Below are 26,061 nucleotides of genomic sequence, written 5' to 3'. Positions count from 1 at the left end.
GCTCAGCTGGCCGTGCCCTCGGCGTCCGGGGACGCGTCCGACGGCACCGACCCCGGGGTGGAGATGTCGGTGACCGGGCCCTCCTCGTTGATGTACGGCAGCGAGTAGAAGACCAACGACTGGCCGGTGCTCACCACCGACGGCACGCCCACCGACCGGTAGCGCGGGTTGATCGTGACGTCGACCCGGCTCGCCTCTTCCTCCAGCGCGGCGCTGAGCGCGGTGGCGCTGCGCACGAAACCGCCGTCACCGAAGGCCCGCCGCACGTCGGCCACCGGCATCCCGCCCTGGATCGCCCCGGTCTTCGCGAGCGCGTCGTAGACGGCCATCAACGAATCGTCGCTGAGGTCGGCCGGCGGGAGCTGCTGGTTGAGCGCCTGGAGCAGGTCGATCCACTCACCCCAGAGCTTGGCGTACTCGGTGCTGGCCGGCACCCGCAGGTTCTGCTCCAACTGCTGCGGCGTGACCTCGTCGGGCACCTGGAGCTTCTTCGCCGCCGCGACCCGCTTGCCGAGATCCAGGCTGACCAGCAGGTTCACCACGTCCTGCCGGGTGACGGCGGAACGCAGCTGCTCGGGTGACGGCGTCGCGCCCGCCTGACCGGCCTCCCGGCGGACCGCGTCGCCGTACTTCGCCTGCACGTCGTCGTAGATCGCGTCGACCCGGTCGAGCGAGTACGTCGTGTCACCGACGTACGCGGCGACGTCCGGTGCGGACTTCCCGCAGGCGGCGAGGGAGAGGACACCCAGAGCCGCGACGCTGGCGGCGGCGATCACACGGCGAGCACGCATGCCCGTCACTCTCTCATGCCCTCTTCCATGCTGTGACGGCCCCCACCTCACCCGGCCGGCCGGCGGCGCGGGGCCAGCCGGCCTCACCTGTCCAGCCGGCTCTGTGGCCGGCCGGCTCCCGTGCCGGCCAGGTCCGTGGCCGGCTAAGTCCCGTGGCCGGCCGGGTTCCGTGGCCGGCCAGGTCCTGGCCGGCCGGGTCAGCTCGCCGCGACGGCGAGCGGGGCGGGGGCACCGAGCACATCGGAGAGCAACTGGGCGCACCACTGGAGCAGCGCCTGGTCGCGCAGCGGCTCGCCACCGACCCGACGGGTCGTCGGCCGAGGCACGCTGACCTGGTCGGTGGCCTGCTTGTAGACCGCGTCCGGGTGGTAGCGCTTGAGCCGCAACTGCTTCGAGTCGGGCAACGGCAGCGGGCCGAACCGCACGTGCTTGCCCTGCATGGACACGTCGGTGAGGCCGTACCGGCGGGCCAGCAGGCGGAACCGGGCCACCTCCACCAGGTTCTGCACGGGGGCCGGCGGCTCGCCGTACCGGTCGGTCATCTCCGCGACCACCTCACGCAGCCGCTCCTCGTCGCGCGCCTCGGCGAGCTTGCGGTACATCTCCAGGCGCAGCCGCTCCACGCTCACGTAGTCGTGCGGCAGGTGCGCGTCGATCGGCAAATCGATCTTGACGTCGGTCTCCTCCTCCGGCCGCTCACCCTTGAACGCGGACACCGCCTCGCCGACCATCCGCACGTACAGGTCGAAACCGACACCCTCGATGTGCCCGGACTGCTCGCCGCCGAGCAGGTTGCCCGCGCCCCGGATCTCCAGGTCCTTCATCGCCACGTACATACCCGCGCCCAACTCGGTGTGCTGGGCGATGGTCGCCAGCCGCTCGTGGGCGTGCTCGGTGAGCGGCTTTTCCGGCGGGTAGAGAAAGTACGCGTACGCCCGCTCCCGACCCCGGCCGACCCGGCCCCGGATCTGGTGCAGCTGGGCCAGGCCGAGCAGGTCGGCGCGCTCCACGATCAGCGTGTTGGCGTTCGGGATGTCGATGCCCGACTCGACGATCGTGGTGCAGACCAGGACGTCGAACTCCTTCTCCCAGAAGCCGACCATCACCTTCTCCAGGGCGTCCTCACCCATCTGGCCGTGCGCCACCGCGACCCGCGCCTCGGGCACCAGCTCCCGCAGCCGCCGCGCCGCCCGGTCGATCGACTCGACCCGGTTGTGCAGGTAGAAGACCTGCCCGTCGCGGAGCAGCTCCCGGTGGATGGACGCGGCGACCTGCCGGTCGTCCTGCGCGCCGACGAAGGTGAGCACCGGGTGCCGCTCCTCCGGCGGGGTGGCGATCGTGGACATCTCCCGGATGCCGGTGATCGCCATCTCCAGCGTCCGCGGGATCGGGGTGGCCGACATGCTCAGCACGTCGACCGACGCGCGCAGCGTCTTCAGGTGCTCCTTGTGCTCGACACCGAAACGCTGCTCCTCGTCGACGATCACCAGACCGAGCTGCTTGAACCGGGTCGCGGTCTGCAACAGGCGGTGGGTGCCGATGACGATGTCGACCGTGCCGTCGGCCACCATCTCCAGCGTCCGCTCGGTCTCCTTCGCGGTCTGGAACCGCGACAGCTGCCGGATCTCGACGGGGAACTGGCTCATCCGCTCGGCGAACGTGTTGAAGTGCTGCTGCACCAACAGCGTGGTCGGCACCAGCACCGCGACCTGCTTGCCGTCCTGCACGGCCTTGAACGCCGCACGGACCGCGATCTCAGTCTTGCCGTAGCCGACGTCACCGCAGATCAGTCGGTCCATCGGGACGGTCTGCTCCATGTCCCGCTTGACCTCGTCGATCGCGGCGAGCTGGTCGGGGGTCTCCTGCCAGGGGAACGCGTCCTCCAACTCCCGCTGCCAGGGCGTGTCCGGGCCGAACGAGTGCCCCTTGGACGCCTTGCGGGCCGCGTACAGCTGGATGAGCTGCGCGGCGATCTCCCGGACCGCCTTGCGGGCCCGGGCCTTCGACTTCTGCCAGTCCGAGCCACCCATCTTGTGCAGGGTCGGCTGCTCGCCGCCCACGTAACGGGAGAGCTGGTCGAGCTGGTCGGTCGGCACGAACAGCCGGTCGCCGGGCTGGCCCCGCTTGCTGGCCGCGTACTCGATGACCAGGTATTCGCGGCTGGCGCCGTTGACGGTGCGCTGCACCAGCTCGACGTAGCGGCCGATGCCGTGCTGCTCGTGCACCACGAAATCGCCGGCCTTCAGCTCCAGCGGGTCGATGGTGTTGCGCCGACGGCTCGGCATCTTGCGCATGTCCCGCGTCGAGGTGCCCCGACCGCCGGTGACGTCGTTGCCGGTCAACAGCACGAAACGGGACGCCTCGTCGACGAACCCGCTGCTCAGCGCGCCGCAGGTGACCACCAGCTCGCCCGGGACGGGCGCGGTCGGCACCTCCTCGGTCAGCCGGGCACCGAGGCCGGCGTCGCGCAGCACCTCCACCGCCCGCTGGGCGGGGCCGTGCCCCTCGAAGACCAGCGCGATCGACCAGCCCTCACCGGCCCACCGCTTGAGGTCGTCGACGACCCGGCCGGTCTCGCCGTGGTAGAGCGGCGCCGGCTGGGCGGCGAGGGTCACCGCGATGGCGTCGTCCGGGGTGACGGCGGCCCGCTCGGGCGCGTCCTCCCAGGGTTGCCGCGTCTCGGCGGTCTCCGCCGTCTCCCCTTCGACCAGGCCGAACGGGGACAGCGTCCACCACGGCTGGCGCAACGTGGCGGCGGCGGCGCGGACCTCGCCCAGGGTGCGGAAGGCGGCGGCGCCGACGTCCACCGGGGCCTGGCCGCCGACCGCGGCGGCGGCCCAGCTGGCCTGCAAAAACTCCTCCGAGGTACGCACCAGATCGTGCGCCCTGGTGCGGATCCGCTCCGGGTCGCACAGCAGGACGTGGGTGCCGGCCGGCATCGCGTCCAGCAGCAGCTCCAGCGAGTCGGGGCCGACCAGCACCGGGGCCAGCGACTCCATGCCCTCCACCGGGATGCCTTCGGCCAGCTTGTCCAGGATCTCCGCCAGCTCCGGATGCTCCTCGGCGAGCGCGGCGGCCCGGTCGCGGACCGCCGGGGTGAGCAGCAGCTCACGGCAGGGCGGCGCCCAGAGCAGCGGAACCTGCTCGATGGTCCGCTGGTCGGCGACCGCGAAGGTGCGAATCTCCTCCACCTCGTCGCCCCAGAACTCGACCCGCGACGGGTGCTCGTCGGTGGGCGGGAAGACATCCAGGATGCCGCCGCGTACCGCGAACTCGCCGCGCTTGGTGACCAGGTCGACCCGGGCGTACGCCATGTCGACCAGACGGTGGGCGACCTCCTCCAGGTCCGCCTCCTCGCCCGCGGCGAGCTGCACCGGCTCCAGGTCACCGAGACCCTTGAGCTGCGGCTGAAGCAGCGAACGAACCGGGGCCACGACCACCCGCAGCGGCCCGGTGCCGCCGTGCGCGTCGGTCGACTCCGGGTGCGCCAGCCGGCGCAGCACCGCCAGCCGCCGGCCGACCGTGTCCGAGCGCGGGGAGAGCCGCTCGTGCGGCAGCGTCTCCCAGGAGGGGAAGACCACGACCTGCTCGGGCGGCAGCAGCCCGCCCAGCGCGGCGGCGAGGTCGTCGGCTTCGCGGGTGGTGGCGGTCACCGCCAGCACCGGCCGCCCGGCCCCTTCGTTGTCCGCGGCGACCGCCGCGACGGCGAACGGGCGCAGCGCGGCGGGGGCGGTGATGTCGAGCCCGTCGACCTGGGCGGCACCGGAGCGCGCCAGGTCACGCGCCCGGGCCAGCCCGGGGTCGGCCAGGGCGGCGGAGAACAGACCGGTGAGCATGTGATCACTTCCAGGGGAGTCGACGCACACGACGGCTGCCCCTCGTCCGGTTGGACGGGGGGTGCACGACAACAAGCCTAGCCCCGTCCACCGACAGCCACCCCCTTCCGCCCCAGGTCGCCCCCGCACCCCGCACCCCACGCCCCGCACCCCGCACCCCGCGCCCCGCGCCCCGCACCCGCACGCCCCATGCCGCACGCCCCGCACCCCGTGCCCCACGCCCCGCACCCGCATCCGCATCCGCACGCCCCATGCCGCACGCCCCGCGCCGCGCCGGGCCGGGCCGGGCCGGGCCGGGCCGCGCCGCGCCGCGCCGCGCCGCGCCGGGATGTCACCGCCGTCACGGACGTGGCCGCAACCCGCCCGTGCTGGCCATGACACTCCCGGCAGACCAGCGTGCCTCAAGCGCGCCGGTCGCGCCGATCTGCAGTTTCGATCGTCGACATGTGCGGTATGCCCCTTAAGCCGGGACAGAAAGTGCAAGATCGCGGAGCAGGCGGCGTCCAGCCCTGTCGATCATGGAGTTGTGGTGCCTGGTTTGGAGCCTTGTGAGTGTTTTGTTGCCCACCACAACTCCATGATCGGCGAGACGGTGCTATGACGAACAGCCCTGCATCCTGGGCGGTGCCCCCGCCTGTTCGACTGACTCCCCCGCCTCTACCGCCGCGAGATCCACTCAGTTTCAGGGAAACTGCTGCGCAGGCGCGCTTTGGGCAGCAGTTTCCCTGAAGTTGTGTGGATCTCGCGGCGGACGGGCCACGCGGAGCCCAGCCGCGCAGGCCACGCGGAGCCCAGCCCGGCGAGCAGACGCGGAGCCCAGCCGGCGAGCAGACGCGGAGCCCAGCCCGGCGAGCCGGCGCGGAGCCCAGCCCGGCGGGCAGGCGCGATCTTGACCAGGTGCCTGTGGGCATGGTCGGGTCTGGGGATGGGTGATCAGTGGCGGGTGCAGTTCGACGCGGAGGTGAGCTTCGCCAACGGTGGCGGGCTGCGCACCGAGGGGTTCCGGTTGGACATCCCGGGCCGGGAGATCACCGACCAGGATCTGGCCGCGCTCCTCGTACGGCACCTCGGGCTTCTGCTGGTCGCCGACGTCCGGATCAGCGCGAAGACGATCATCGAGGAGCCGCACAAGGGCGGCCGGGGTGTCGCCGCCGAGCCCCGCGCGGGCCGTCGGCTCGTCGAGCTGAGCCAGGTGATCAGCGACGGGATGACCACGCTGCCCGACTGGCCGGCCCCCCGGATCACCGACTGGCTGACCCGGGAGGCGTCCCGGGAGCGGTACGCCCCGGGCGTGGAGTTCCACGTGGCCCGGATCGACATGATCGCCAACACCGGTACGTATCTCGACGCGCCGGCACACCGCTGGGCGGACGGGCCCGATCTGACCGGTGTCCCGCTGGACCGCCTCGCCGACCTGCCCGGCGTGGTGGTCCGGGTGCCGGCCGGCGTACGGGCGGTGGATCGGCTGATGCTGGCCCCGTACGAGGTTGCGGGGCGTGCGGTGCTGCTGCACACCGGGTGGGATGCGCACTTCGGCACCGAGCGGTACGGCGCACCGGAAGCGCCGTACCTGACCGGGGACGCCGCTCAGGCACTGGCCGACGCGGGTGCCGCCCTGGTCGGGATCGACTCGATCAACATCGACGACATGAGCCCGGCCGCCGGTGGTGAGCGCCCCGCGCATAGCACGCTGCTCGCCGCCGGCATCCCGATCGTGGAGCACCTGACCGGCCTCGCCGCGTTACCTCCGGAGGGATTCCGGTTCACCGCGGCTCCACCCCGGATCGCCGGCATGGGCACCTTCCCGGTCCGCGCGTTCGCCACCCTCGACGCCTGAAGCCACAGCCGCGGCCACGGGCCGCCGCCACGACCACGGGCCGCCGACCACCGACCACCGGCCGGCCCGAGGCCCGAGGCCCGAGACCCGAAGCCCGAGACCCGAAGCCCGAGACCCGAAGCCCGAAGCCGAAGCCCGAGGCCAAGAGCACCCACAACGCCTCAGAACCCGAGCACACCGGGGCCGAGCAGGGTCAGGCCGGCGACCCCGGCCAGCCAGTCGGCACGGGTCACCTCGGACTCCCCGGGGCCGACGTGCACGAAGACGGTGTGCTCGTCGGCGGGCTCGGTGGCCCAGATGTCCGCGGCGTTGAGCACCACCTGAACGTACGCGTGCTTGAACTGTCCGGCCAGGTCCCGGCTGGGCACCGCCGGCCAGCCATGGTGCCACCACTCCAACCGCGCCGGGTCGGACCTGACGGTCTCCGCCAGTCGCCCCTCCAGCAGGCCGAGGCCGTGCACCATCACCTCGACGTCGACCAGCGGGTCGGCGGGGTCCTGCGGACCGGTCTCGCCCTCCGGGGCCTCATGCGCCCACATCCGATCCTGCCCGTCCGCACCCAGCCAGTGGCCGTACGCGTCGAGGTAGCGGGGCAGACCCGACTGCCGCCCGGTACGCGCACAGAGCTGCACCTCGGTGTCGCGCAGGTAGGCCACGCTCAGCAGGTGCCCGACGGCGTGCAGTGCGCGGTCGACGTCCGTCGTCCGCAGAATCGGGTACGCCCGCGAGTTGCTCATCAGTAGCGCACGGCGATGCGGCGCTCGACGGCGTCGACCAGGATCTCGCCGCCGTACGGGATGATCAGTTGCGGGTCGGTGTGGCCGAGGTCGACGTCGAACACGGTTACCGCGTCCGGGTTGTACGGGGCGAGCGCCCGGGTGATGGCCTCCCGCTGGGCCTCACCCCACGCCAGCCGTTCAGGTACGGACAGCGGCGTGGCGAAGTCCCACGCCTTGGGTCGGCCGACGACGACCGCGGGGAAGGCGGCGAGCAGTCCCCGCTCCCCCATGTTGCGGACGATCCGGAACACCTCCTTCGCGTCGGGCATCTCCTGCGAGGTCTCGAAGACCAGCACGGACCCGGTCAGCTCGTCGATACCCGGGACCCGGTCGGTGGCCATCAGCCAGTGCAGGATCTCCAGGCAGCCACCCCAGGTGCGCCCCCGCACCGTCCGCGCCGGCCCCTGCCAGCGCCATCCCTCGCCGGGCAGCATCTCCGGCTCGTACGCCAGCGCCTCCGGCTCGGTCCACGAGTTCGGCCGGTCACCCCACTCGGGCGCGGGTTTCAGGTCGTACCAGTCGGTGGTGAATAGCGCGGCGCGCAGCGAGTCGAACGTCAACGGGTGCGGCGCGCCGGGTCGGCCGAGGTGCACCAGCACGGATCCGCCGTGGTACGCCACGATTCCGAGCCGGTACAGGTGGTTGAGCACGTTGGTGTTGTCGGAGTAGCCGAAGTAGGGCTTCGGGTTGGCACGCAGCACGTCGTCGTCGAGGTGCGGGGTGACGGTGATCAGGTCGTCCCCGCCGACCGTGGCGAGCACGGCGGTGATGCTCGGGTCGGCGAAGGCGGCGGTGAGGTCGCGGGCCCGGTCGCGCGGGTCGGCCCCCATGACCCGGGTGGTCGGATACTCCACCGGCTCCAGGCCGAACTCCTCGCGCAGCCGGCGCAGCCCAAGGTCGTACACGTGGGGGAAGATCGCCGGCAGGCCGGCGGACGGTGAGACGACCGCGACCCGGTCTCCCGGTCGCGGTTTCGGGGGGTAACTCGGCGACACCATGATCAGACGCTAACCGTCCGGCCAAGCGGTTTCCGCCCTGCTAATCAGGAAACGGACCATAGGCTAACAACGTGGACAAAGCATCCCAGGGTAGGGCGCGCGACTGGGCGCCCCGCAGCATCGGGCTGCTCCTCGGCACCCTCGCGCTGGCCGCCGCGTTCATCGCGGCCTATGTCGGAGCACTGCACCAGCCCACACCCCGGGACCTGCCGGTCGGCGTCGCCCGCGGCGACCAACGCGCCGAGGCGACGCTCGCCGCCGTGCGCGGGCAGACCAACAAGATCAAAGCCATCGAGTACGACGATCAGGGCGCCGCCGAGCACGGGCTGCTCAGCCGCGCGGTGTACGCGGTGCTCAGCAGCCGGGACGACGGCCTGCTCCTCACCGTCGCCAGCGCGTCCGGCCCCTCCGCCACCAGCGCGATCCGGGAGGTGCTGGCCACCGCGGCGTCCCGGGGCGGCCCCGGACTGCAGGTCGTCGACGAGGTGCCGGTCCCCTCGACCGACCCGCGCGGGGTGGTGCCCTTCTACCTGAACGTCGGGTACGTGCTCGGCGGCTACCTCGCCTCGACCGTGCTCGGCATCTCCGCCGGCACCACGCCACGGACGGCACGGCGGGCCGGGCTGCGGATCGCCGCGCTCGCGGTCTACAGCGTGCTGCTCGGCGTCGCCGGCGCGCTCGTGGTCGGACCGGGCCTGGACATCTGGCACCACGACGTGCCGACCATCGCCGCCATCGGCGCGCTGGCCGTCTTCGCCGCCGCGATGTTCGCCAGCGCCATCCAGGGGTGGCTCGGCGTCGCCGGCACCGCGCTGGTCATCCTGCTCCTCGTGGTGCTCGGCAACCCGGGCTCCGGTGGCATCTACGCGCCGGAGTTCCTGCCCACGCCGCTGCGCGACATGCACCGGTGGAACATCCCCGGGCTCGCCAACGACCTGACCAAGGCCGCGGTGTACTTCGACTGGCGTTCGGCCGGCTGGCCGGCGCTGGCGCTCGCGCTCTGGGCGGTGCTCGGCGGGCTCGGGCTGCTCACCGCCAGCCTGGTCCGGGGTCGCCGGGCCGACGCCGCACGCCCCGGCCCGACCCCGGACGGTGGTTGAGATCACGTCGGAATCACCCCTCTTGGGGCAGGAGATCTCCCGGGGCCCCTGCTGCCATCCGGGTCCGCGCGGATACCATCCAGGGAGTCGGACAGCGCTGTCCTTCGTACCAACGTAAGGAGCGCATCGTGACCGACCAGCACGACCACGACGGCCCGGACGCCGCGCTGCGCGCCGACATCCGCAGGCTCGGCACCCTGCTCGGGCAGACCCTGGCCCGCCAGGAGGGCCGCCCGCTGCTCGACCTCGTCGAGGAGATCCGCGCCCAGGTCCGCACCGATCCCCCGGCGGCCGCCCAGCGGCTCGGCGGGCTCGACGTGACCACCGGCACCAAGCTCGCGCGGGCCTTCTCCACCTACTTCCACCTGGCCAACATCACCGAGCAGGTGCACCGCGCCCGGGATCTGCGCCGCCGCCGCGCGGTGCAGGGCGGCTGGCTGGACCAGGCGGCCAAGATGATCGCCGAGCGCGGGGTGCCGGCCGAGGAGATCGCCAACGCGGCCCGACGGCTGGCCGTCCGGCCGGTCTTCACCGCGCACCCCACCGAGGCGGCCCGCCGTTCGATCCTCTCCAAGCTGCGGGCCATCGCCGACGAGTTGGACACCGAGACCGCCAACGCGATCCTCTACGGCGCCAGCGACGAGGGCCCGGCCAACCGTCGGCTGGCCGAACTGCTCGACCTGATGTGGCAGACCGACGAACTGCGGCTGGACCGACCGGACCCGACCGACGAGGCCCGCAACGCCATCTACTACCTGCGCGACCTGTACGCCGAGGCCGCACCGCAGGTGCTCGACGACCTGGCCGACACGCTGCGCACGCTCGGCGTGGAGACCTCGCCGACGGCCCGTCCGCTGAGTTTCGGCACCTGGATCGGCGGCGACCGCGACGGCAACCCGTTCGTCACCCCGGCGGTCACCCGCGAGGTGCTGACCATCCAGCACGAGCACGGCATCGCGGCCACCGAGAAGGCGATGGACCACCTCATCAACGAGGTGTCCGTCTCCCGTCGGCTGCGCGGGGTGTCCCTCGACCTGTCCGCCAGCCTCGCCGCCGACCTCGACGCGCTGCCCGAGGTGGCGTCCCGGTTCCGCCGGGTCAACGCCGAGGAGCCGTACCGGCTCAAGGCGCGCTGCGTGAAGGCGAAGCTCGCCAACACCCGCCAGCGGCTGCGCCAGGGCACCGCGCACGTGCCCGGCCGGGACTACCGGGGGTCCGCCGAGCTGATCGCCGACCTGGACCTGCTGCGCGCCTCGCTGGCCCGCAACTCCGGGCAGCTCACCGCCGTCGGCCGGCTGGCCTCCACCATCCGTACGGTCTCCGCGTTCGGCCTGCACCTCGCCACGATGGACGTCCGGGAACACGCCGAGGCGCACCACGCGGTGCTCGCCCAGCTGTACGAGGCCCTCGGCGAGGTCTCCGACTACCCGGCGCTGACCCGGCTGGAACGCACCAAGCTGCTCGCCGACGAGCTGACCGGTCGCCGCCCCCTGTCCACCCTGGACACTCCGCTGACCGAGGCGACGCGCAAGACGTTCGACGTGTTCAGCACGATCCGTGAGGCACAGGACCGGTTCGGCGACGAGGTCGTCGAGTCGTACATCATCTCGATGACCCTGGGCGTGGACGACGTGCTGGCCGCCGTGGTGCTGGCCCGGGAGGCCGGCCTGGTGGACGTGCACAGCGGACGGGCCCGGGTGGGCTTCGTGCCGCTGCTGGAGACCCCGGCCGAGCTGAACGCCGGCGGTGAACTCCTCGACGAACTGCTGTCGCTGCCCGCGTACCGGGCGATCGTGGCGGCCCGCGGCGACGTGCAGGAGGTCATGCTCGGCTACTCGGACTCCAACAAGGAGGCCGGGATCACCACCAGCCAGTGGTCGATCCACCGGGCACAGCGCGCACTGCGGGACGTGGCCGCCCGGCACGGCGTGCGCCTGCGGCTGTTCCACGGCCGCGGCGGCACCGTGGGTCGCGGCGGCGGGCCGACGCACGAGGCGATCCTCGCCCAGCCGTACGGCACGCTCGACGGCGCGATCAAGGTGACCGAGCAGGGCGAGGTGATCTCCGACAAGTACACGCTGCCCTCGCTGGCCCGGGAAAATCTGGAACTCACCCTCGCCGCGGTGCTTCAGGCGACGCTGCTGCACACCGCACCCCGGCAGCCGGCCGAGATGCTGGAACGCTGGGACGCGACGATGGACGTGGTCTCCGAGTCGGCGTTCCGGTCGTACCGGTCGCTGGTCGAGGACCCGGACCTGCCGGCGTACTTCTGGGCGTCCACGCCCACCGAGCTGCTCGGCGCGCTGAACATCGGCTCCCGGCCGGCGAAGCGCCCGAACACCGGCGCGGGGCTGTCCGGCCTGCGGGCCATCCCGTGGGTGTTCGGCTGGACGCAGACCCGGCAGATCGTGCCCGGCTGGTTCGGTGTCGGCTCCGGGTTGGCCGCCGCCCGCGAGGCCGGGCTGGCCGACGTGCTCGCCGAGATGCACCGCAACTGGCACTTCTTCCGCACGTTCCTGTCGAACGTCGAGATGATGCTGACCAAGACCGACCTGAGCATCGCCCGCCGCTACGTCGAGACGCTGGTGCCGAAGAAGCTGCACCCGATCTTCGAGCAGATCGAGCGGGAGTACGAGCTGACCAAGCGGGAGGTGCTGGCGGTGACCGCCTCACCCGCCCTGCTGGAGAACTCGCCGGTGCTCCAGCGCACCCTGGCCGTCCGCGACACCTACCTGGAGCCGCTGCACCACCTTCAGGTGGCGCTGCTGCAGCAGTACCGGGACTCGGGTGCCGCCGGACGGGCGGTGGCCACCGCACCGGGTGGCCGTCGCGCGCCGAGCGACGGCACCGCCCTGGAGCGGGCGCTGCTCACCACGGTCAACGGCATCGCCGCCGGAATGCGCAACACCGGCTGATCAACAGGTACGAGAACGGGCCCCGGTCGCGGTGACCGGGGCCCGTTGTCGTAGGTCTGCGATCGACGGTCAGAAGTCGCCGCCGCCGAAATCCCCACCACCGAAGTCGCCGCCGCCGCCGAAGTCCCCACCGGCGTAGTCGCCGCCGCCGAAGTCCCCACCCTGGTCGCCGCCACCGAAGTCGCCGCCCTGGTCGCCGACGTCGCCGCCCTGGTCACCGGCGTCGCCGCCCTGGTCACCGGCGTAGTCGGCGCCGTCACCGAAGCCCTCCTGGTAGCCCTCGTCGTAGCCGTACCCCGGGTCGGCGAAGGCCGGCGAGAACAGCGCGTCGGCGATCAACATGCCGCCGAGCACGCCCGCGCCGGCGCCCAACGCCGTCTTCCACCACGGCGTCGAGTACCAGCCGGCCGGCACCGGCCGACCCTGGTAACGCCCACCGGGGTAGTAGTAGGGCGTCTCCCGGCCCGGCAGGGGGCCGGCCCGGAAGGTCTGCCCCTGCACGTCGACCTCACGGTCCTTGGTGAGCTGCCCGACGCCCCGCGCGGCGGCCAGCGCCGGCACCTCGGGACCGGGGTCGATGCCCAGTGCGGTACGCGCCGCCCGGATGTACGCCAGACCCTCCAGCGCGGTTTCCCGAGCGAGCGCGTACTGGTGCGGCGTGGTCGCCTGCTCCAGCTGCGAGCCGGCCGCGTTGTACCGCTCGCCGGCGTCGGCCAGCGCCTGCCGGACCGCCGGCTCGTCGCCGTGCAGGTTGATCAACTGACCGCCGAGGCGCTCGTACCAGCGTTGCGCCTCCGCGCGGGCGTCCCCCAGCTCGGTGCGCCGACGGGCGGTGGCCTGAGCGCGGATGAGCGCCCCGGCACCCAGCGCGCCGACCAGCACGACCGCGAGGCACAGCACAAGTTCCATGGCAACGAACGTACCCCCGGGTGTCACGTCGTACCCGTCTGGCAAGCTCCGGTGATGGACGTCTCGACGCTGCTCCTGGTGATCGTGTGCCTCGGCGTCGGTGGGGCGCTGGGTTGGCTCGCGGCCCGGTCCCGTTCGGCGGCCGACATCGCCCGTCTCGACGCGACCCTGGCCGCGACCCGGGACGGCGAGGGGCGGCTGGAGCAGTCCATGCGGGCGTTGAGCTACGAGGCGACCGCCCAGTCCCAGGAGGCGGTGGCCCGCGCGGTCGCGCCGCTGCACGACACCCTGCGCCGCTACGAGCAGCGGGTGGCCGAGCTGGAGCACGACCGGGTCGACGCGTACGCCGAGCTGCGCGAGCAGGTGCGTTCGATGAGCGCGGTCTCGGGTGAGCTGCGCACCGAGACCAAGCAGTTGGTGGCGGCGCTGCGCGCACCACAGGTGCGGGGCCGGTGGGGCGAGCACCAGCTGCGCCGGATCGTCGAGGCGGCCGGCATGCTGGAGCACTGCGACTTCTCCGAGCAGGTGACCGCCGCCACCGATCAGCAGGTCGTCCGTCCGGATCTGGTGGTCCGGCTGCACGGCGGTCGGTCGGTGGTGGTGGACGCCAAGGCGCCGTTCGACGCGTACCTCACCGCGATGGAGGCTCGCGACGAGCGCGGCCGGGACACCCATCTCGACGCGCACGCCCGACACCTGCGCGGGCACGTCGACGCCCTGGCCGCCAAGTCGTACTGGTCGGCGTTCGACAACTCACCGGAGTTCGTGGTGCTGTTCGTCCCCGCCGACCCGTTCCTCGACGTCGCCCTGCAGCGTGATCCGTCGCTGCTGGAGCACGCCTTCAGCCGCAACGTGGTGCTGGCCACACCGGCCACCCTGGTCGCCCTGCTGCGGACGGTGGCCTACTCCTGGCGGCAGGAGGCGCTGGCCCGCAACGCGCTCGCCGTGCACACCCTCGCCCGCGAGTTGTACGGGCGGCTGTCCACGCTCGGCGACCACGTGGGCAAGCTCGGGTCGTCGCTGGCCGGGGCGGTGACCGCGTACAACCGGGCGGTCGGTTCGCTGGAGGCCCGGGTGCTGGTCAGCGCCCGCAAGCTCGCCGAGTTGGGCGTCTCGGACGATGAGTTGGCCACGCCGGCGCAGGTCGAGTTGACGCCGCGGCAGCCGCAGGCACCCGAGTTGGTCGACCCGGCCGACGACGGGGTGTCGGCACCGACCCATCCCTGAGATCAGGACGGTCGGGCCGTCTCCACCTGGAACGGGGTGCCCTGCTGGCAGGTGGTCATCAGCCCCGGCTCGGCCCGACCGGTTACGGTGACCTCCGCGCCGGCGCGCAGCACGTCCCGTGGACCACCCAGCAGCAGGTAGCCGTCGAGCAGCAGACAGTTCGGCTCGACTCCGGCGGTGACCGTGCCGGAGATCGAGGTGGCGGCGCCGGCCGACGGTGAGCTGGACCCGGCGGGCGGCGTCGAGGGCGGGACGGTCGGATCGGCGCTGGGCTGGCTGGGCACCGGCGACGTTCCGCTCGGGTCGGGGGTGGCGGGGCCACCCGTGTCGCCACAGGCGCTCAGCGCCAGGCACAGCACCAGGGCGGGTACGGCGAGCCGAAGGGTCCTCATACCCGGATCCGACGTACCGCGCCGCCGGGCCGTTCCCGACGACACTCAGCCACGCGCCGCGGCGGCGGCCTTCATGTCCCGCTTGAGTTCCTGCGGCAGGGAGAAGGTGAGCCGCTCGTTGGCGGTGGTGATCTCCTCGACGTCACCGAAGCCCCGCGCGGCGAGGTGGGCCAGCACCTCCTGGACCAGGCCCTCGGGGACGCTCGCGCCGGAGGTCAGGCCGACCGTGGTGGCCCCCTCCAGCCAGGCGTCGTCGATCTCGTGGGCGAAGTCGATCAGGTGACCGGCGCGGGCGCCGGCGTCCAGGGCGACCTCGACCAGGCGGACCGAGTTGGAGGAGTTCGTCGAGCCGACGACGAGCACCACGTCGCAGTCGGCGGCGATCTCCTTGACCACGTGCTGACGGTTGGAGGTGGCGTAGCAGATGTCGTCGCTGGGTGGGGACTGTAGCAGCGGCAGCCGCTGCTTGAGCCGGGCCACCGTCTCCAGCGTCTCGTCCACGGACAGGGTGGTCTGGGAGAGCCAGACGACCTTCTCCGGGTCGCGTACGGTGATCGTGTCAGCGCCGTCCGGGCCGTCCACCAGCTGGATGTGCGCGGGGGCCTCACCGGCGGTGCCGATGACCTCCTCGTGCCCCTCGTGGCCGATCAGCAGGATGTCGTAGTCCTCGGCGGCGAACCGCTTGGCCTCCTGGTGCACCTTCGTGACCAGGGGGCAGGTCGCGTCGATGGCCTTGAGCGAGCGCGCCTTCGCCTGCTCGTAGACCTCCGGTGCCACGCCGTGCGCGGAGAAGATGACGGTGGCGCCCTCCGGCACCTCTTCGTTCTCCTCCACGAAGATCGCGCCCTGGGCCTCCAGGGTCTGCACGACGTGCTTGTTGTGCACGATCTGCTTGCGGACGTAGATCGGGGCGCCGTAAAGCTTCAGCGCCTCCTCGACGGTCTGCACCGCGCGGTCGACACCCGCGCAGTAGCCGCGAGGCTTGGCCAGGAGCACGCGCTTGCCAGTCCGGAGATCAGTCACCCGCCCATCGTACGTGCCAGCGCTCCCGCCGCCACCGCCCAGCAACCCCCACCCCCCCCGTTGTTGATCATGAGGTTGACGGTACGACACGCCGATGAGTCACGCCGCCAACCTCATGATCAACGCTCCTGGTGGGGTGAGTCGTAGGGTGGGCGGGTGAGCGGGAGCAGCACTGCCGAGGAGCCGTGGCCGGTTCGGGTGGTCAGCCAGAAGGTGGGGGCCTGGATCGCCAAGCTGGGCTGGGTGTGGGTGGACGGGCAGGTGGCGCAGATCAGCCGCCGCCCCGGTGCCAGCACCGTCTTCCTCACCCTGCGCGACCCATCGGCGGACCTGAGCCTGACCGTCACCACCAACCGGGACGTCCTCGACGCCGGCGCGCCGGAGCTGCGCGAGGGCGCGCGGGTGGTGCTGCACGCCAAGCCGGAGTTCTACGCCGCCCGGGGCACGCTGAGCCTGCGGGCCGACGAGATCCGCCAGGTGGGGCTCGGTGAGCTGCTGGCCCGGCTGGAGAAACTCAAGAAGCTGCTCGCCGCCGAAGGGCTGTTCGACCGGGCCCGCAAACGTCGACTGCCGTTCCTGCCCGGCCGGATCGGCCTGATCACTGGCCGGGCCTCCGCCGCCGAACGGGACGTGCTGACCAACGCCCGGCGGCGCTGGCCGGCCGTGGAGTTCCGCACGGTCAACGTGGCCGTGCAGGGGCCGTCCGCGGTTCCGCAGATCATCGACGCGCTCAAGGTGCTGGACGCCGACCCGAGCATCGAGGTGATCATCATCGCCCGGGGCGGCGGTGGCATCGAGGATCTGCTGCCCTTCTCCGACGAGGCGCTCTGCCGCGCGGTGTTCGGCTGCCGTACGCCGGTGGTCAGCGCGATCGGTCACGAGACGGACGCCCCGCTGATCGACTACGTCGCCGACCTGCGCGCCTCCACCCCGACCGACGCGGCCAAGCGGGTGGTCCCCGACCTCTCCGAGGAGGTACGCCTGATCGGTCAGGCCCGGCATCGCCTCCAGCGGGCGGTACGGCACCTGGTGGACCGGGAGTCCCACCGCCTCGACGGGCTGCGGTCCCGGCCGGTGCTGGCCCGCCCGCAGGTGATGGTCGAGCAGCGGGCGACCGAGCTGACCGCGCTGCGCCAGCGCGCCGGCCGCTGTCTGGAGCACCGGCTCGGCGCCGCCGACGACGAGCTGCGGCACACGTTGGCGCGGCTGCGCGCGCTGTCCCCCGCCGCCACCCTGGACCGGGGGTACGCCATCGTGCAGCGCGCCGACGGCCACGTGGTGCGCGCGGCGGCGGAGGTCGGCAAGGGCGACCCGCTGCGCGTCCGGCTGGCCGAGGGTGAACTGGCCGCCACGGTCGACGGCTGACCGGTCCGGGCGGCGGCTGCGGTCCCCCGTCACGCGAAGGGCCGTCTCCACTCGCACCGCAGAGACGGCAGCAGCCATTCGGATAACACGCCTACCTCCCTGCGCCTGCGACGTGGCCGGGACCGGTGTGATGGGATGGTCCGGATGAGCGACGACACGAAGGCCGGGCCGGACGAGCGGCTCAGCTACGAGCAGGCCCGCGCCGAACTGGCCTCGGTGGTCGAACGGCTGGAGGCCGGCGGTACGTCCCTGGAGGAGTCGCTGGCGCTCTGGGAGCGCGGCGAGGCCCTCGCCGTGATCTGCCAGCGCTGGCTGGACGGTGCCCGGGCGCGGATCGACGCCGCCCGGCAGGATCCCGCCTCCTGAGCGCCCCGGGCAGGGCGGCCGGAGCCGCCCCGCCCGGTGAACGGGTCAGTTGAACAGGCTGTACAGCTCGGCCGGCGCCTCGACGACCTGGTCCGCCGGCGGCTTCTGGGCCGCGGTGGCCGCACCGTAGTCGGAGTACGTCATCCGGATCTCCTGCGCGGCGGTCTGCCCCGCGGCGGGGAGCTGCAGCACCAGCTCGCTGAGCCGGCCCTGCGTGTCCACCTTCGCGGTGAACGGGACGGTCTTCGCCTGGGTGCCGAGGGCGGCGATGGTGGCGGGGTTCAGCGAGCCGGCCTCGGCCGCCTTGGTGACGTCGATGGTGCCCGCGTACGTGCCGGTGCCGGTGCTGCGGACCTCGGTGATGCCCTGGGTCAGCACCGCGCTGCCGGCCGGGTCGACCTTGTCGAAGTCGAAGCCGAGATTGCGGTTGCCCTTGATCCGGGCCTGGTCGAGGTGCTGGTACTTGCCCAGGTTGAGCTGCTTGATGGCGGGCAGGCTGTTGGCGGTGGGGCCGGTCAGCTCCAGCTTCACCCAGCTGTCCGGCTTGAAGTGGATCACGTCGAGCTTCATGGCCAGGTCGGACGAGGGGCCGCCGATGGCGATCTTCATGGCCGCGCTCTGGCTCGGCTGGTGCACCTGGCCCTCAGCGGTGGAGCCGGCGGCGGTCAGGCTGAACCGGAAGTTGCCGTTGCTGACTTCCTTGGTGGAGTCGAGCAGCGCCTGCTTGGCGTCGCCCGCCGCCGGCGCGCCGGACGGGCTCGCCGAGCCGGACGCGCTCACGGTCGGCGAGGCGGTCGATCCGGCGGTGCCGGTGCCGCCGCTGGCGCAGGCGGCCAGGGCAGGCGTGAACAGGGCGGCGGCTACCAGGCCTGCGCCGAGTCGTCGAACAGTCATGCGTGTCTCCCAAGGGGGTCACCCGACGACCAGGTCGGCGCCGGAAACCGGGCGACGCAGCAGCACCGTCGGCTGCGCCGCGCGACCCGGACCGAGCAGCGCGCCCGGATCACTCCCTCCTTGTTCCCTGTCGACACGTCGCACAATCGCCCTTCTGTCCGCTTGTCGCGTGACGACGTCGGACGGGCGACCGGTCAGCGCAGTGCGGCGGCGAGTTCGCGCAGCTCATTATCCCGGGCGTCGCCGACGATGAGCACCGTGCGGGTCGGCTCCAGCAGGACCAGCGCCTGCTGGTTGCCCCGGGCGCTGTAGCGCTGCCAGGTGCGCCCGGCCAGCTCCGTCGGACCCTGCGGCTGGCTCTGGTCGGTCAGCTCGGCGGGGAGCAGCCGCTCGGCGGGCACGCTGCTCTGCACCAGTTGGACGCCCCGCCCCTCCGGCGTGAGGTAGCCGATCCGCAGGTTCGCGCCGCCCTCGACGCTCTGGTATCGGGCGCTGACCGTGCGCCAGTCGGAGCCGAGCCCTTGCGGCTGGCTCACCGGGAAGACGTTTGCCGAGCGGGCCTGTTCGATCGCCGGCGCCGGGTCGACCGTGCTGGCCTGGTCGCCACCGAGGAAGCCCCGGTAGAACGCCAACAGCAGCGCGATCGGGACGAGCAGCACCAGCAGCGAGATCGCCATGTCCTTCGGCGACCGCTCGGACCTGGCGGCCTCCACCCGCGGCGGCGGGGCCGGGCGCTCGCCGGTGTCCGTGGCGGCGTCGCCCCGGCTCGGGTCGGGTTCGACCAGGGCCGGTTCGCCGTCCGGCGGCGTCGTCGGGGAGGTCACGGCAGGCTCACCGGCGGGGACGTCGGCCGGCGGCTGGCCGTCGGGCGGCGTGCGGTCGGCGGGTACGCGGTCGGCTGGCTGTGCGGGTTCCACCCCGTCATCTTCGCAGCCGCCCGACCGGCGGTATCCGGGCCATCACCGCCCCGCGCCGACGCTCGGTCGGCCATCGTGTGAGGATCAGCGACAAAGCCGGCAGCAGGGACCGCCCTGCCACCGGTCGTCCCCGCACCGTCGCGAGGAGGAGCCGTCATGACGAACAGCAGGACGCGGATCCCACAGGATCTCGACCGCAACCTTGCCCTCGACCTGGTCCGGGTCACCGAGGCCGCGGCGATGGCCGCCGGCCGGTGGGTCGGCCGCGGCGACAAGGAGGGCGGTGACGGCGCCGCCGTCGACGCCATGCGCAAGCTGATCAACTCGATCCAGATGCGCGGTGTCGTGGTTATCGGCGAGGGCGAGAAGGACAACGCGCCGATGCTCTTCAACGGCGAACACGTCGGCGACGGCACCGGCCCGGAGGTGGACGTCGCCGTCGACCCGGTCGACGGCACCACGCTGATGAGCAAGGGCATGCCGAACGCCGTCGCGGTGCTCGCCGTCTCCGAGCGCGGCGCGATGTTCGACCCGAGCGCGGTCTTCTACATGGAGAAGCTGGCGGTCGGCCCGGCGTACGCCGACGTGATCGACATCAACGCCGGGGTGGCCGAGAACGTGCGCCGGATCGCGAAGGTCAAGGGCACCGACGTCTCCGAGGTGACGGTCTGCGTGCTGGACCGCAGCCGCCACGACGACCTGGTCACCCAGATCCGCCGGACCGGGGCCGGCATCCGGTTCATCTCCGACGGGGACATCGCCGGCTCCATCGCGGCGGCGCGGGGCGAGTCGGACGTCGACGTGCTGATGGGCATCGGCGGCACGCCCGAGGGCATCATCTCGGCCTGCGCGTTGAAGTGCATGGGCGGTGCGATGCAGGCCAAGCTCTGGCCGCGCGACGCCGAGGAGCGGGAGAAGGCGCTCGCCGCCGGGCACGACCTGGACCGGGTGCTGGGCACCGACGACCTGGTCACCGGGGACAACTGCTTCTTCGTGGCCACCGGCGTCACCTCCGGCGACCTGCTGCGCGGGGTGCGGTACCGGGCCGGCGGCGCGTACACCCAGTCGATCGTGATGCGCTCGAAGAGCGGCACGATCCGGGTCATCGACTCGTACCACCGGCTGGAGAAGCTGGCGCTCTACTCGGCGGTCGACTTCGACGGTCGGCCGCTGGCCGAGCAGGAGTGACCACCACCGGCGCCGCGACACCGCAGGCCCTCTCCGCGACCCGTCGGATCGCCGGTGTCGCGTTGGCGTCGGTCTCCGGGGTCGCGGTGGCGGTGCAGTCCCGCATCAACGGCGAGCTGGGGGTACGCCTGGCCGACGGATTCGCCGCGGCGGTGGTCTCGTTCGGGCTGGGTCTGCTGGTGCTGCTGGTGCTGGTGCCCGCCACCCCCGGTGGGCGAAGGGGCCTGGTCGCGGTGCGGCGCGCGCTCGCGACGGGCACGCTGCGGCCGTGGCAGTGCCTCGGCGGCGTGTGCGGGGCGTTCCTGGTGGCCACCCAGGGGCTCACCATCGGATCGCTCGGTGTGGCGCTCTTCACCGTGGCGGTGGTCGCCGGTCAGTCCGGCAGCAGCCTCGCGGTGGACCGGGCCGGCATCGGGCCGACCGGACGGCAGCCGATCACCCGGCAGCGGCTGGCCGGGGCGGTGCTCACCGTGCTCGCGGTCGGCCTGGCGGTCGGTGACCGGCTCGGTGACCCGGGCATGCTGGTGCTGGCCGTGCTGCCGCTGCTGGCGGGGGTCGGCATCGCCTGGCAGCAGGCCGTCAACGGGCGGGTACGTGCGGCGGCCGACAGCGCGTTGACCGCCACGCTTGTCAACTTCGCCGTGGGCACGACCACCCTGCTCGTCGCGTTCGCGATCGACACCGCCGTACGCGGTTGGCCGGCCGGCCACCTGCCGAGCGAGCCGTGGCTCTATCTGGGCGGCCCGATCGGCATCGTGTTCATCGCGGTCGCCGCCGCGATCGTGCGTTTCACGGGTGTGCTGCTGCTCGGCCTGGCCACCATCGCCGGCCAGATCGTGGGGGCGGTCCTGCTCGACCTGCTGCTGCCCACGGCGGCCTCGCACCCCGGCCTGAACACCCTGCTCGGGGCGGCGCTGACCATGGTGGCCGTGCTGATCGCCGCGCTGGCGCCACCCGCCCGACGCTGACCAGCCCGACCACCGAACGGTCAGCGCGGTGGCAGCCGGGACGGGTAGGGCGGATCGGGCACCGCCGGCGGGCGCGGAGGGTGCGGCGGATGCGGATAGGGCGGATACGCATAGGGCGCGTTCGGATAGGGCGGGTACGGCGGGCGCGGCCGGTATCGGCGCTCGAACGCGCGGGCCGGATCGACCAGCCGGGCGATTCGGATGGCCAGCAGCACGCCCGGCACCGTGACCAGCAGGGCGAGTGCCACCGCGGCCCTGGTCTGCGGTGGGTTGCCGACCAGCCAACCGGCGAGCGGCAACCCGGACAGCAGCGCGGTGAGCAGGAGCCCGGTCAGCGCCCAACCGATCCACGAGGACGATCCGCCCTGGTAGCGGGCCCGGACGAGCAGAGCTGCCGCTGTCAGCACGCCCAGCGGCAGGGTGACAGCCGTCAGGGCCATGAACGTGAGGCCGTCGTCGTCACGGCCCCAGACCGCGGCCAACACGATCGCCGCGATCAGCATCGACAGGCCACCGGCGAACCCCCACCAGCGTGGACCTTCACCACGGCGGATCGCCAGGTGACCGGCGAGCACGGTGACCGCGCAGCCGAGGGTCAGCGCGAGCGCCACGGCGAGCAGCAGGTCGGTCTGGCGGTCACCGGGGCCGCCGCCATCGAGTGGGGGCGGCTCTTCCCAGCGGGCCTCCCCTGAGTACCCCTCAAGGAAGCCGTCCCGTCGCCACCCGCCGTCCGGCGCAGGATGCCGTCGCGTCCGTTGGCGACCAGCACCTCGTGGCCACCGCCGGCGGCGGGATAGACGACCAGATCGCGGGAGGCGAAGTGCCGCCGGACGTCGCCCGGGTTGGAGGACCTGCGGGCCAGCTCCTCGCGGCGCGCGTCCGACACCTCCCAGGCCACCTGCCAGGTCACGCCAGCGTCGTCACTCTGCTCCACCCGCAGGTGACCGGCGACCGCCCGGTAGCACCGCTGCGGCTCGGCCGGCACGCACGCCTGCCGCTGGCCGGCGCCCTGGCTGTACAGGCGCTGCTCCTCGGCTTCGGTGGCCGGCCGCCAGGTGATTCCCCGGTCCGCGCTGACCGACCACGAACCCTCGGCCGGCCGGGTCGGCCAGTCCCGGCTGGTGAACCCCGAGCCGGACGAGATCGCCGGTTGCCCGTCGAGCAGCGCGGTGCTCACGGCGTAGGGGTACTGAACCGCGCTGGTGGCGGCCACCGCCAGCACCGCGGGCGGGAGCACCACCAGCAGACGGGTGAGCCGAGCGGTCCGTCGACGCACCGGGCGGCGACGCGCGCGCGTCCAACTCCACCAGGCCAGCGCGAGCGCCGGCAGGGTGAGCAGGTCGGTCCGGTCGGCCCGGACCAGCGACGGCCCGGCCAGCACGGTCCAGGCGGAGGAGGCCAGCTCGGCGGCGTACCCGATGGATTTGACGGCCGCGAACCCGGCACCCACCGAAACCAGACCGACCAGCGCGGCGGCCCGGGGCGCCAACCGCGGCACCAGCAGGGTCAGCAGCACCGCGACCAGCGCAGGAGCGTGCACCAGGCCGGCGACGTCACTCAGCTTGCCGGTCAGCGGGCCGGGAAAGGTCTGCTTGAGTACGTGGTCGTTGACCAGCAGCAGGACCAGGGCGATCACGGTGGTGGGGTGGCAGAGCCAGGACAGTGTCGTCGGTGCGCCGTCACGTGGTGTCTCCGGACCCGTCATCCATTCAGGATCCGGTCGGCCCGTCTCGAACCGGACACGGGTTGGTCTGTGTCCGGTACCGACGGTCAGCCGGCGTCGGAGGAGTGCCCGGGGAACAGGTGGGCGCTCGGGTCGATGGCCACCGCCGCGTTGTTGACGGCCGTGGCCGCCTCACCGAACCCGGTGGCGATCAACCGGACCTTGCCCGGGTACTCGGTGATGTCGCCGGCCGCGAAGACCCGGGGCAGGTTCGTGGCCATCGCGCTGTCCACCAGGATGTGCCGGCGGTCCAGCCGCAGCCCCCACTCCGCGAGCGGGCCCAGGTCGGCGGTGAAGCCGAGCGCGGCGACCACGGTGTCGACCGGCAACGTCTCGGTCGCGCCACCGCGCACGGTCACCTCGGCGCCGGTCACGGCACCCTCGCCGAACAGCCGGGTGACCTCGGCGTTGACCACCACACGCACCGGCAGGGACAGCACCCGGGCGACCGTCGAGGCGTGCGCCCGGAACTTCTCCCGCCGGTGGACGAGCGTCACCGAACGGGCCAGTGGTTGCAGTGCCAACGCCCAGTCGAAGGCCGAGTCACCGCCGCCGACGATCAGCACGTCCCGGTCGGTCAACTCGGCCGGTTCGGTGACGAAGTAGACGATCCCGGTACCGGGCGCGGCGTCGGCGCAGGGCAGCGGCCGCGGGCTGAAGCTGCCCAGCCCGCCGGTGACCACCACGGCGCCGCAGCCGAGCTGCTCACCACCGGCCAGACCGAGCACCGGCCGCTCACCGGCGTAGGAGAGCTTCTCCGCCCGAGTGCCGAGCAGGTACCGCGGGGCGAACGGCGCGGCCTGGGCGACCAGGTTGGCCACCAGGTCGCGGCCCTTCACGGCGGGAAACCCGGCCACGTCCAGGATCAGCTTCTCCGGGTACATGGCGGTGACCTGACCACCGGGCTCGGGCAGCGCGTCGATCACCGCCACGGACAACCCGCGGAATCCGGCGTAGTACGCGGCGAAGAGGCCGGCCGGACCGGCCCCGATCACAGCGATGTCGACCTCGCGCATGGCGTACCGTCGCTTTCCGCTCACGGATCAACGCTTGCTGATCTCGACCGTAGGCGGGTGGCAGCGGTCGGGCAAGCATGTCCCAGAGGCGCGCCGAAGACCAGGTCAGGGCAGGCTGAGCGTGGACCCCGAGTAGTCCGGGCCGTCCACGGCCGGCCGGCGGCGGCGGAACAAGATCGCCGCGACCACCCCACCGAGCAGCCCGAACAGGTGCCCCTGCCAGGAGATCCGCTCGTCGGTGGGGAGGATGCCGACGAGTTGCCAGCCGTAGAGCAGGCCGACCAGCAGGAAGACCGCGAAGTTCCACCAACTGCGCTCGACGATGCCCCGGGTGAGCAGGATGCCCAGGTACCCGAAGATCACCCCGCTGGCACCGACCACCACCGAGTTGGGCGAGCCGGTGAACCACACACCGAGCCCGCTGACCAGGATGATGACCAGGGTCGACCAGAGGAAGCGGCGGGCACCGGCGGCCAGCACGAAGGTGCCGAGCAGGATCAACGGGATGCTGTTGCTGTACAGGTGGTCGAAGCCGTGGTGCAGGAACGGGGAGAAGAAGACCCCGTCCAGGCCGTCGATGCGGTGCGGGATGATGCCGGCCGTGGCGTCCAGGCCGAACGCGAGGCCCTGGTCGGCGGCCTCGATGAGGAAGAGGAACGGGACCACCGCGCACATGGCGACGAAGGCCCGGCCGAGCGCGGCGTAGAACGCCTCGGTGCCGAACCGGTACGGGTCGCCGCTTGGCGGGTGCAGGCTCACCCCCCAACTGCTATCAGCAAAAGGGGCCGACCGCCACTCACGTCCCGCCCGCTCGCCCAGGAGTACGCGCGACGGCGGGGCGGGTGAACCTCCACCCGCCCCGCCGTCGACACCGTCAGTAGTGCCCGTTGTTCTGGAAGTAGCTCCAGGCACCGCAGGGCGTCTTGTACCTGCCCTTGATGTAGCCCAGTCCCCACTTGATCTGGGTGGCCGGGTTCGTCTTCCAGTCGTCCGCGACCGAGCCCATCTTGCTGCCCGGCAACGCCTGCGCGATGCCGTACGCACCGGAGGAGGCGTTGCTGGCCTTGTGGTTCCAGCCGCTCTCCTTGGTCCAGAGCTTCTCCAGGCAGGGGAATTCGGCGATGCCGAAGCCCGCGTCGATCATCAACGCGCAACCGGTCTTACGGTTGCCGCTGTACTCCGCGCACGACGCCGGGATCGGGCCGTCGTACGGCTTGGCGGCCGCGTTGGCGGCGTCGCGCTCGCGCTTGCGGGATGCCGCGGCGGCCTCGGCCCGGCGAGCCCGTTCGGCGGCCTCCTTGGCTGCCTGCGCCGCCCGCAGCTTGGCCTGGTACTCGGCGGCCCGCTGCCGGGCGAACGCCACCTGGTGGGCGGCCTGCCGCTCGCGCTGGTACGCGAAGTCGGCCCGGTCGACCTCCAGGCTGACCTGCTCGGTCAGCCCCTGTTGCTGGGTTTCCCGGTCTTCGCCCAGGTAGAAGCCACCGGCAACGCCCACGGAGAGCAGCGCGACAGCGGCCGTACGGGCGCCCAACCGGCTCCACAGCCGACTCACGAAGTGGTCCCTTCGTCGGGTGCAAGGACGCGGCGCGGTGCCGGCCCACCTGGCCGCCGACCGTTCCGCGAGCGCCCCGACCGGTTGCCGGTCGCGCCGACGCACCGACCTTCGCCGATATCGCCCCGCTCGGGACGAACGATCACCAGCGATACCTGTGGTGCGTGGGCGCTCGTGGGACACCATCGCGCACAGTGAGGCCGATGGGAAACCAGCCGGCGTGTTTGTGATCTGCGCCACACGTAAAATGCGGACGAAACCCTAC

At 72.5% G+C, this 26,061-nt stretch carries 23 protein-coding genes; 8 read left to right on the top strand and 15 right to left on the bottom strand.

The window, feature by feature from the left end; genetic code table 11:
* Positions 1-2: 2 nt before the first annotated feature.
* Together AB0H52_RS05795 and mfd are read right to left on the bottom strand one after the other, a co-directional pair.
* Positions 3-791 carry a hypothetical protein gene (locus tag AB0H52_RS05795; RefSeq protein WP_151491730.1) on the bottom strand — a complete coding sequence of 263 codons (789 nt, stop codon included), beginning with the start codon at positions 789-791 and terminating at the stop codon, positions 3-5.
* Between the two features lie 197 nt (positions 792-988).
* On the bottom strand, positions 989-4,627 hold the full coding sequence (mfd, locus tag AB0H52_RS05790) for a transcription-repair coupling factor (RefSeq protein ID WP_151491731.1): 3,639 nt from the start codon (positions 4,625-4,627) through the stop codon (positions 989-991).
* Between the two features lie 925 nt (positions 4,628-5,552).
* Here mfd and AB0H52_RS05785 point away from each other — a divergent pair.
* The gene (locus AB0H52_RS05785; RefSeq protein WP_151492559.1) at positions 5,553-6,464 is read left to right on the top strand and encodes a cyclase family protein; all 912 of its coding nucleotides are present in this window, start codon (positions 5,553-5,555) and stop codon (positions 6,462-6,464) included.
* 161 nt (positions 6,465-6,625) lie between these two features.
* On the opposite strand, the gene AB0H52_RS05780 is transcribed toward AB0H52_RS05785, so the two are convergent.
* Both AB0H52_RS05780 and AB0H52_RS05775 read right to left on the bottom strand, forming a co-directional pair.
* A complete protein-coding gene (locus AB0H52_RS05780) occupies positions 6,626-7,201 on the bottom strand; it encodes a hypothetical protein (protein WP_151492560.1) in 576 nt (191 codons plus the stop codon).
* Complete coding sequence (locus AB0H52_RS05775; RefSeq protein WP_151492561.1) at positions 7,201-8,241, bottom strand: S66 peptidase family protein; 1,041 nt, start codon at positions 8,239-8,241, stop codon at positions 7,201-7,203. Before AB0H52_RS05775 ends, AB0H52_RS05780 begins: the two co-directional genes overlap by 1 nt.
* Before the next feature lie 71 nt (positions 8,242-8,312).
* Here AB0H52_RS05775 and AB0H52_RS05770 point away from each other — a divergent pair, with 71 nt between their 5' ends.
* Positions 8,313-9,341, top strand: a complete 1,029-nt coding sequence (locus AB0H52_RS05770) for a hypothetical protein (protein WP_151492563.1) — start codon at positions 8,313-8,315, stop codon at positions 9,339-9,341.
* 128 nt (positions 9,342-9,469) lie between these two features.
* Entirely contained in the window at positions 9,470-12,256 is a 2,787-nt protein-coding gene (gene ppc, locus AB0H52_RS05765) for a phosphoenolpyruvate carboxylase (RefSeq protein ID WP_357945469.1), read from the top strand.
* Between the two features lie 69 nt (positions 12,257-12,325).
* Here ppc and AB0H52_RS05760 read toward each other — a convergent pair whose 3' ends face one another.
* Positions 12,326-13,165, bottom strand: coding sequence for a hypothetical protein (locus AB0H52_RS05760; RefSeq protein WP_151492566.1), 840 nt, complete (start codon positions 13,163-13,165; stop codon positions 12,326-12,328).
* 54 nt (positions 13,166-13,219) lie between these two features.
* Between AB0H52_RS05760 and AB0H52_RS05755 the strand changes: the two genes are divergently transcribed.
* Positions 13,220-14,392 carry a DNA recombination protein RmuC gene (locus tag AB0H52_RS05755; protein ID WP_151492567.1) on the top strand — a complete coding sequence of 391 codons (1,173 nt, stop codon included), beginning with the start codon at positions 13,220-13,222 and terminating at the stop codon, positions 14,390-14,392.
* A 2-nt stretch (positions 14,393-14,394) separates the two neighbouring features.
* Here the strand turns inward: AB0H52_RS05755 and AB0H52_RS05750 are convergent, their stop codons facing one another.
* Positions 14,395-14,784: a hypothetical protein gene (locus AB0H52_RS05750; protein WP_151492569.1), complete on the bottom strand. Its 390-nt coding sequence runs from the start codon at positions 14,782-14,784 to the stop codon at positions 14,395-14,397.
* A 45-nt stretch (positions 14,785-14,829) separates the two neighbouring features.
* Positions 14,830-15,849, bottom strand: coding sequence for a 4-hydroxy-3-methylbut-2-enyl diphosphate reductase (locus tag AB0H52_RS05745; protein WP_357945548.1), 1,020 nt, complete (start codon positions 15,847-15,849; stop codon positions 14,830-14,832).
* Between the two features lie 114 nt (positions 15,850-15,963).
* Between AB0H52_RS05745 and xseA the strand changes: the two genes are divergently transcribed.
* Entirely contained in the window at positions 15,964-17,172 is a 1,209-nt protein-coding gene (gene xseA / locus AB0H52_RS05740; RefSeq protein WP_278124262.1) for an exodeoxyribonuclease VII large subunit, read from the top strand.
* 144 nt (positions 17,173-17,316) lie between these two features.
* The gene (locus AB0H52_RS05735) at positions 17,317-17,538 is read left to right on the top strand and encodes an exodeoxyribonuclease VII small subunit (protein ID WP_151491814.1); all 222 of its coding nucleotides are present in this window, start codon (positions 17,317-17,319) and stop codon (positions 17,536-17,538) included.
* A 45-nt stretch (positions 17,539-17,583) separates the two neighbouring features.
* Here the strand turns inward: AB0H52_RS05735 and AB0H52_RS05730 are convergent, their stop codons facing one another.
* The 3 genes from AB0H52_RS05730 to AB0H52_RS05720 are packed head-to-tail and all read right to left on the bottom strand — an operon-like array spanning position 17,584 to position 19,349.
* Positions 17,584-18,432, bottom strand: coding sequence for a hypothetical protein (locus AB0H52_RS05730; protein ID WP_151491815.1), 849 nt, complete (start codon positions 18,430-18,432; stop codon positions 17,584-17,586).
* An 18-nt stretch (positions 18,433-18,450) separates the two neighbouring features.
* A complete protein-coding gene (locus AB0H52_RS05725) occupies positions 18,451-18,576 on the bottom strand; it encodes a hypothetical protein (protein WP_255473721.1) in 126 nt (41 codons plus the stop codon).
* A 50-nt stretch (positions 18,577-18,626) separates the two neighbouring features.
* A complete protein-coding gene (locus tag AB0H52_RS05720) occupies positions 18,627-19,349 on the bottom strand; it encodes a DUF4245 domain-containing protein (RefSeq protein ID WP_151491816.1) in 723 nt (240 codons plus the stop codon).
* 156 nt (positions 19,350-19,505) lie between these two features.
* Here AB0H52_RS05720 and glpX point away from each other — a divergent pair, with 156 nt between their 5' ends.
* Both glpX and AB0H52_RS05710 read left to right on the top strand, forming a co-directional pair.
* Positions 19,506-20,537: a class II fructose-bisphosphatase gene (gene glpX / locus AB0H52_RS05715; protein ID WP_151491817.1), complete on the top strand. Its 1,032-nt coding sequence runs from the start codon at positions 19,506-19,508 to the stop codon at positions 20,535-20,537.
* The gene (locus tag AB0H52_RS05710; RefSeq protein ID WP_151491818.1) at positions 20,534-21,505 is read left to right on the top strand and encodes a DMT family transporter; all 972 of its coding nucleotides are present in this window, start codon (positions 20,534-20,536) and stop codon (positions 21,503-21,505) included. Before glpX ends, AB0H52_RS05710 begins: the two co-directional genes overlap by 4 nt.
* Before the next feature lie 20 nt (positions 21,506-21,525).
* Here the strand turns inward: AB0H52_RS05710 and AB0H52_RS05705 are convergent, their stop codons facing one another.
* The 5 genes from AB0H52_RS05705 to AB0H52_RS05685 form a co-directional block, all read right to left on the bottom strand.
* The gene (locus AB0H52_RS05705; protein ID WP_151491819.1) at positions 21,526-22,116 is read right to left on the bottom strand and encodes a hypothetical protein; all 591 of its coding nucleotides are present in this window, start codon (positions 22,114-22,116) and stop codon (positions 21,526-21,528) included.
* Positions 22,101-23,210, bottom strand: a complete 1,110-nt coding sequence (locus AB0H52_RS05700) for a hypothetical protein (protein ID WP_151491820.1) — start codon at positions 23,208-23,210, stop codon at positions 22,101-22,103. Before AB0H52_RS05700 ends, AB0H52_RS05705 begins: the two co-directional genes overlap by 16 nt.
* A 65-nt stretch (positions 23,211-23,275) precedes the next feature.
* Positions 23,276-24,244, bottom strand: coding sequence for an NAD(P)/FAD-dependent oxidoreductase (locus tag AB0H52_RS05695; RefSeq protein WP_151491830.1), 969 nt, complete (start codon positions 24,242-24,244; stop codon positions 23,276-23,278).
* Between the two features lie 105 nt (positions 24,245-24,349).
* The gene (locus AB0H52_RS05690; protein WP_151491821.1) at positions 24,350-25,003 is read right to left on the bottom strand and encodes a rhomboid family intramembrane serine protease; all 654 of its coding nucleotides are present in this window, start codon (positions 25,001-25,003) and stop codon (positions 24,350-24,352) included.
* 115 nt (positions 25,004-25,118) lie between these two features.
* A complete protein-coding gene (locus tag AB0H52_RS05685) occupies positions 25,119-25,796 on the bottom strand; it encodes a lytic transglycosylase domain-containing protein (protein ID WP_151491822.1) in 678 nt (225 codons plus the stop codon).
* Positions 25,797-26,061 lie beyond the last annotated feature (265 nt).

Origin of the sequence: Micromonospora sp. NPDC050695 (assembly GCF_040654415.1) — a bacterium.
Taxonomy (GTDB): domain Bacteria; phylum Actinomycetota; class Actinomycetes; order Mycobacteriales; family Micromonosporaceae; genus Micromonospora.
This window is presented reverse-complemented; position numbering and strand designations above follow the sequence as displayed.

Excerpts from the sequence above, each read along its gene's own strand:
- AB0H52_RS05795 (WP_151491730.1), bottom strand. The coding sequence starts at position 791 with ATGCGTGCTCGCCGTGTGATCGCCGCCGCCAGCGTCGCGGCTCTGGGT.
- mfd (WP_151491731.1), bottom strand. The coding sequence starts at position 4,627 with ATGCTCACCGGTCTGTTCTCCGCCGCCCTGGCCGACCCCGGGCTGGCC.
- AB0H52_RS05785 (WP_151492559.1), top strand. The coding sequence starts at position 5,553 with ATGGGTGATCAGTGGCGGGTGCAGTTCGACGCGGAGGTGAGCTTCGCC.
- AB0H52_RS05780 (WP_151492560.1), bottom strand. The coding sequence starts at position 7,201 with ATGAGCAACTCGCGGGCGTACCCGATTCTGCGGACGACGGACGTCGAC.
- AB0H52_RS05775 (WP_151492561.1), bottom strand. The coding sequence starts at position 8,241 with ATGGTGTCGCCGAGTTACCCCCCGAAACCGCGACCGGGAGACCGGGTC.
- AB0H52_RS05760 (WP_151492566.1), bottom strand. The coding sequence starts at position 13,165 with ATGGAACTTGTGCTGTGCCTCGCGGTCGTGCTGGTCGGCGCGCTGGGT.
- AB0H52_RS05755 (WP_151492567.1), top strand. The coding sequence starts at position 13,220 with ATGGACGTCTCGACGCTGCTCCTGGTGATCGTGTGCCTCGGCGTCGGT.
- AB0H52_RS05750 (WP_151492569.1), bottom strand. The coding sequence starts at position 14,784 with ATGAGGACCCTTCGGCTCGCCGTACCCGCCCTGGTGCTGTGCCTGGCG.
- AB0H52_RS05735 (WP_151491814.1), top strand. The coding sequence starts at position 17,317 with ATGAGCGACGACACGAAGGCCGGGCCGGACGAGCGGCTCAGCTACGAG.
- AB0H52_RS05730 (WP_151491815.1), bottom strand. The coding sequence starts at position 18,432 with ATGACTGTTCGACGACTCGGCGCAGGCCTGGTAGCCGCCGCCCTGTTC.
- glpX (WP_151491817.1), top strand. The coding sequence starts at position 19,506 with ATGACGAACAGCAGGACGCGGATCCCACAGGATCTCGACCGCAACCTT.
- AB0H52_RS05700 (WP_151491820.1), bottom strand. The coding sequence starts at position 23,210 with ATGACGGGTCCGGAGACACCACGTGACGGCGCACCGACGACACTGTCC.
- AB0H52_RS05695 (WP_151491830.1), bottom strand. The coding sequence starts at position 24,244 with ATGCGCGAGGTCGACATCGCTGTGATCGGGGCCGGTCCGGCCGGCCTC.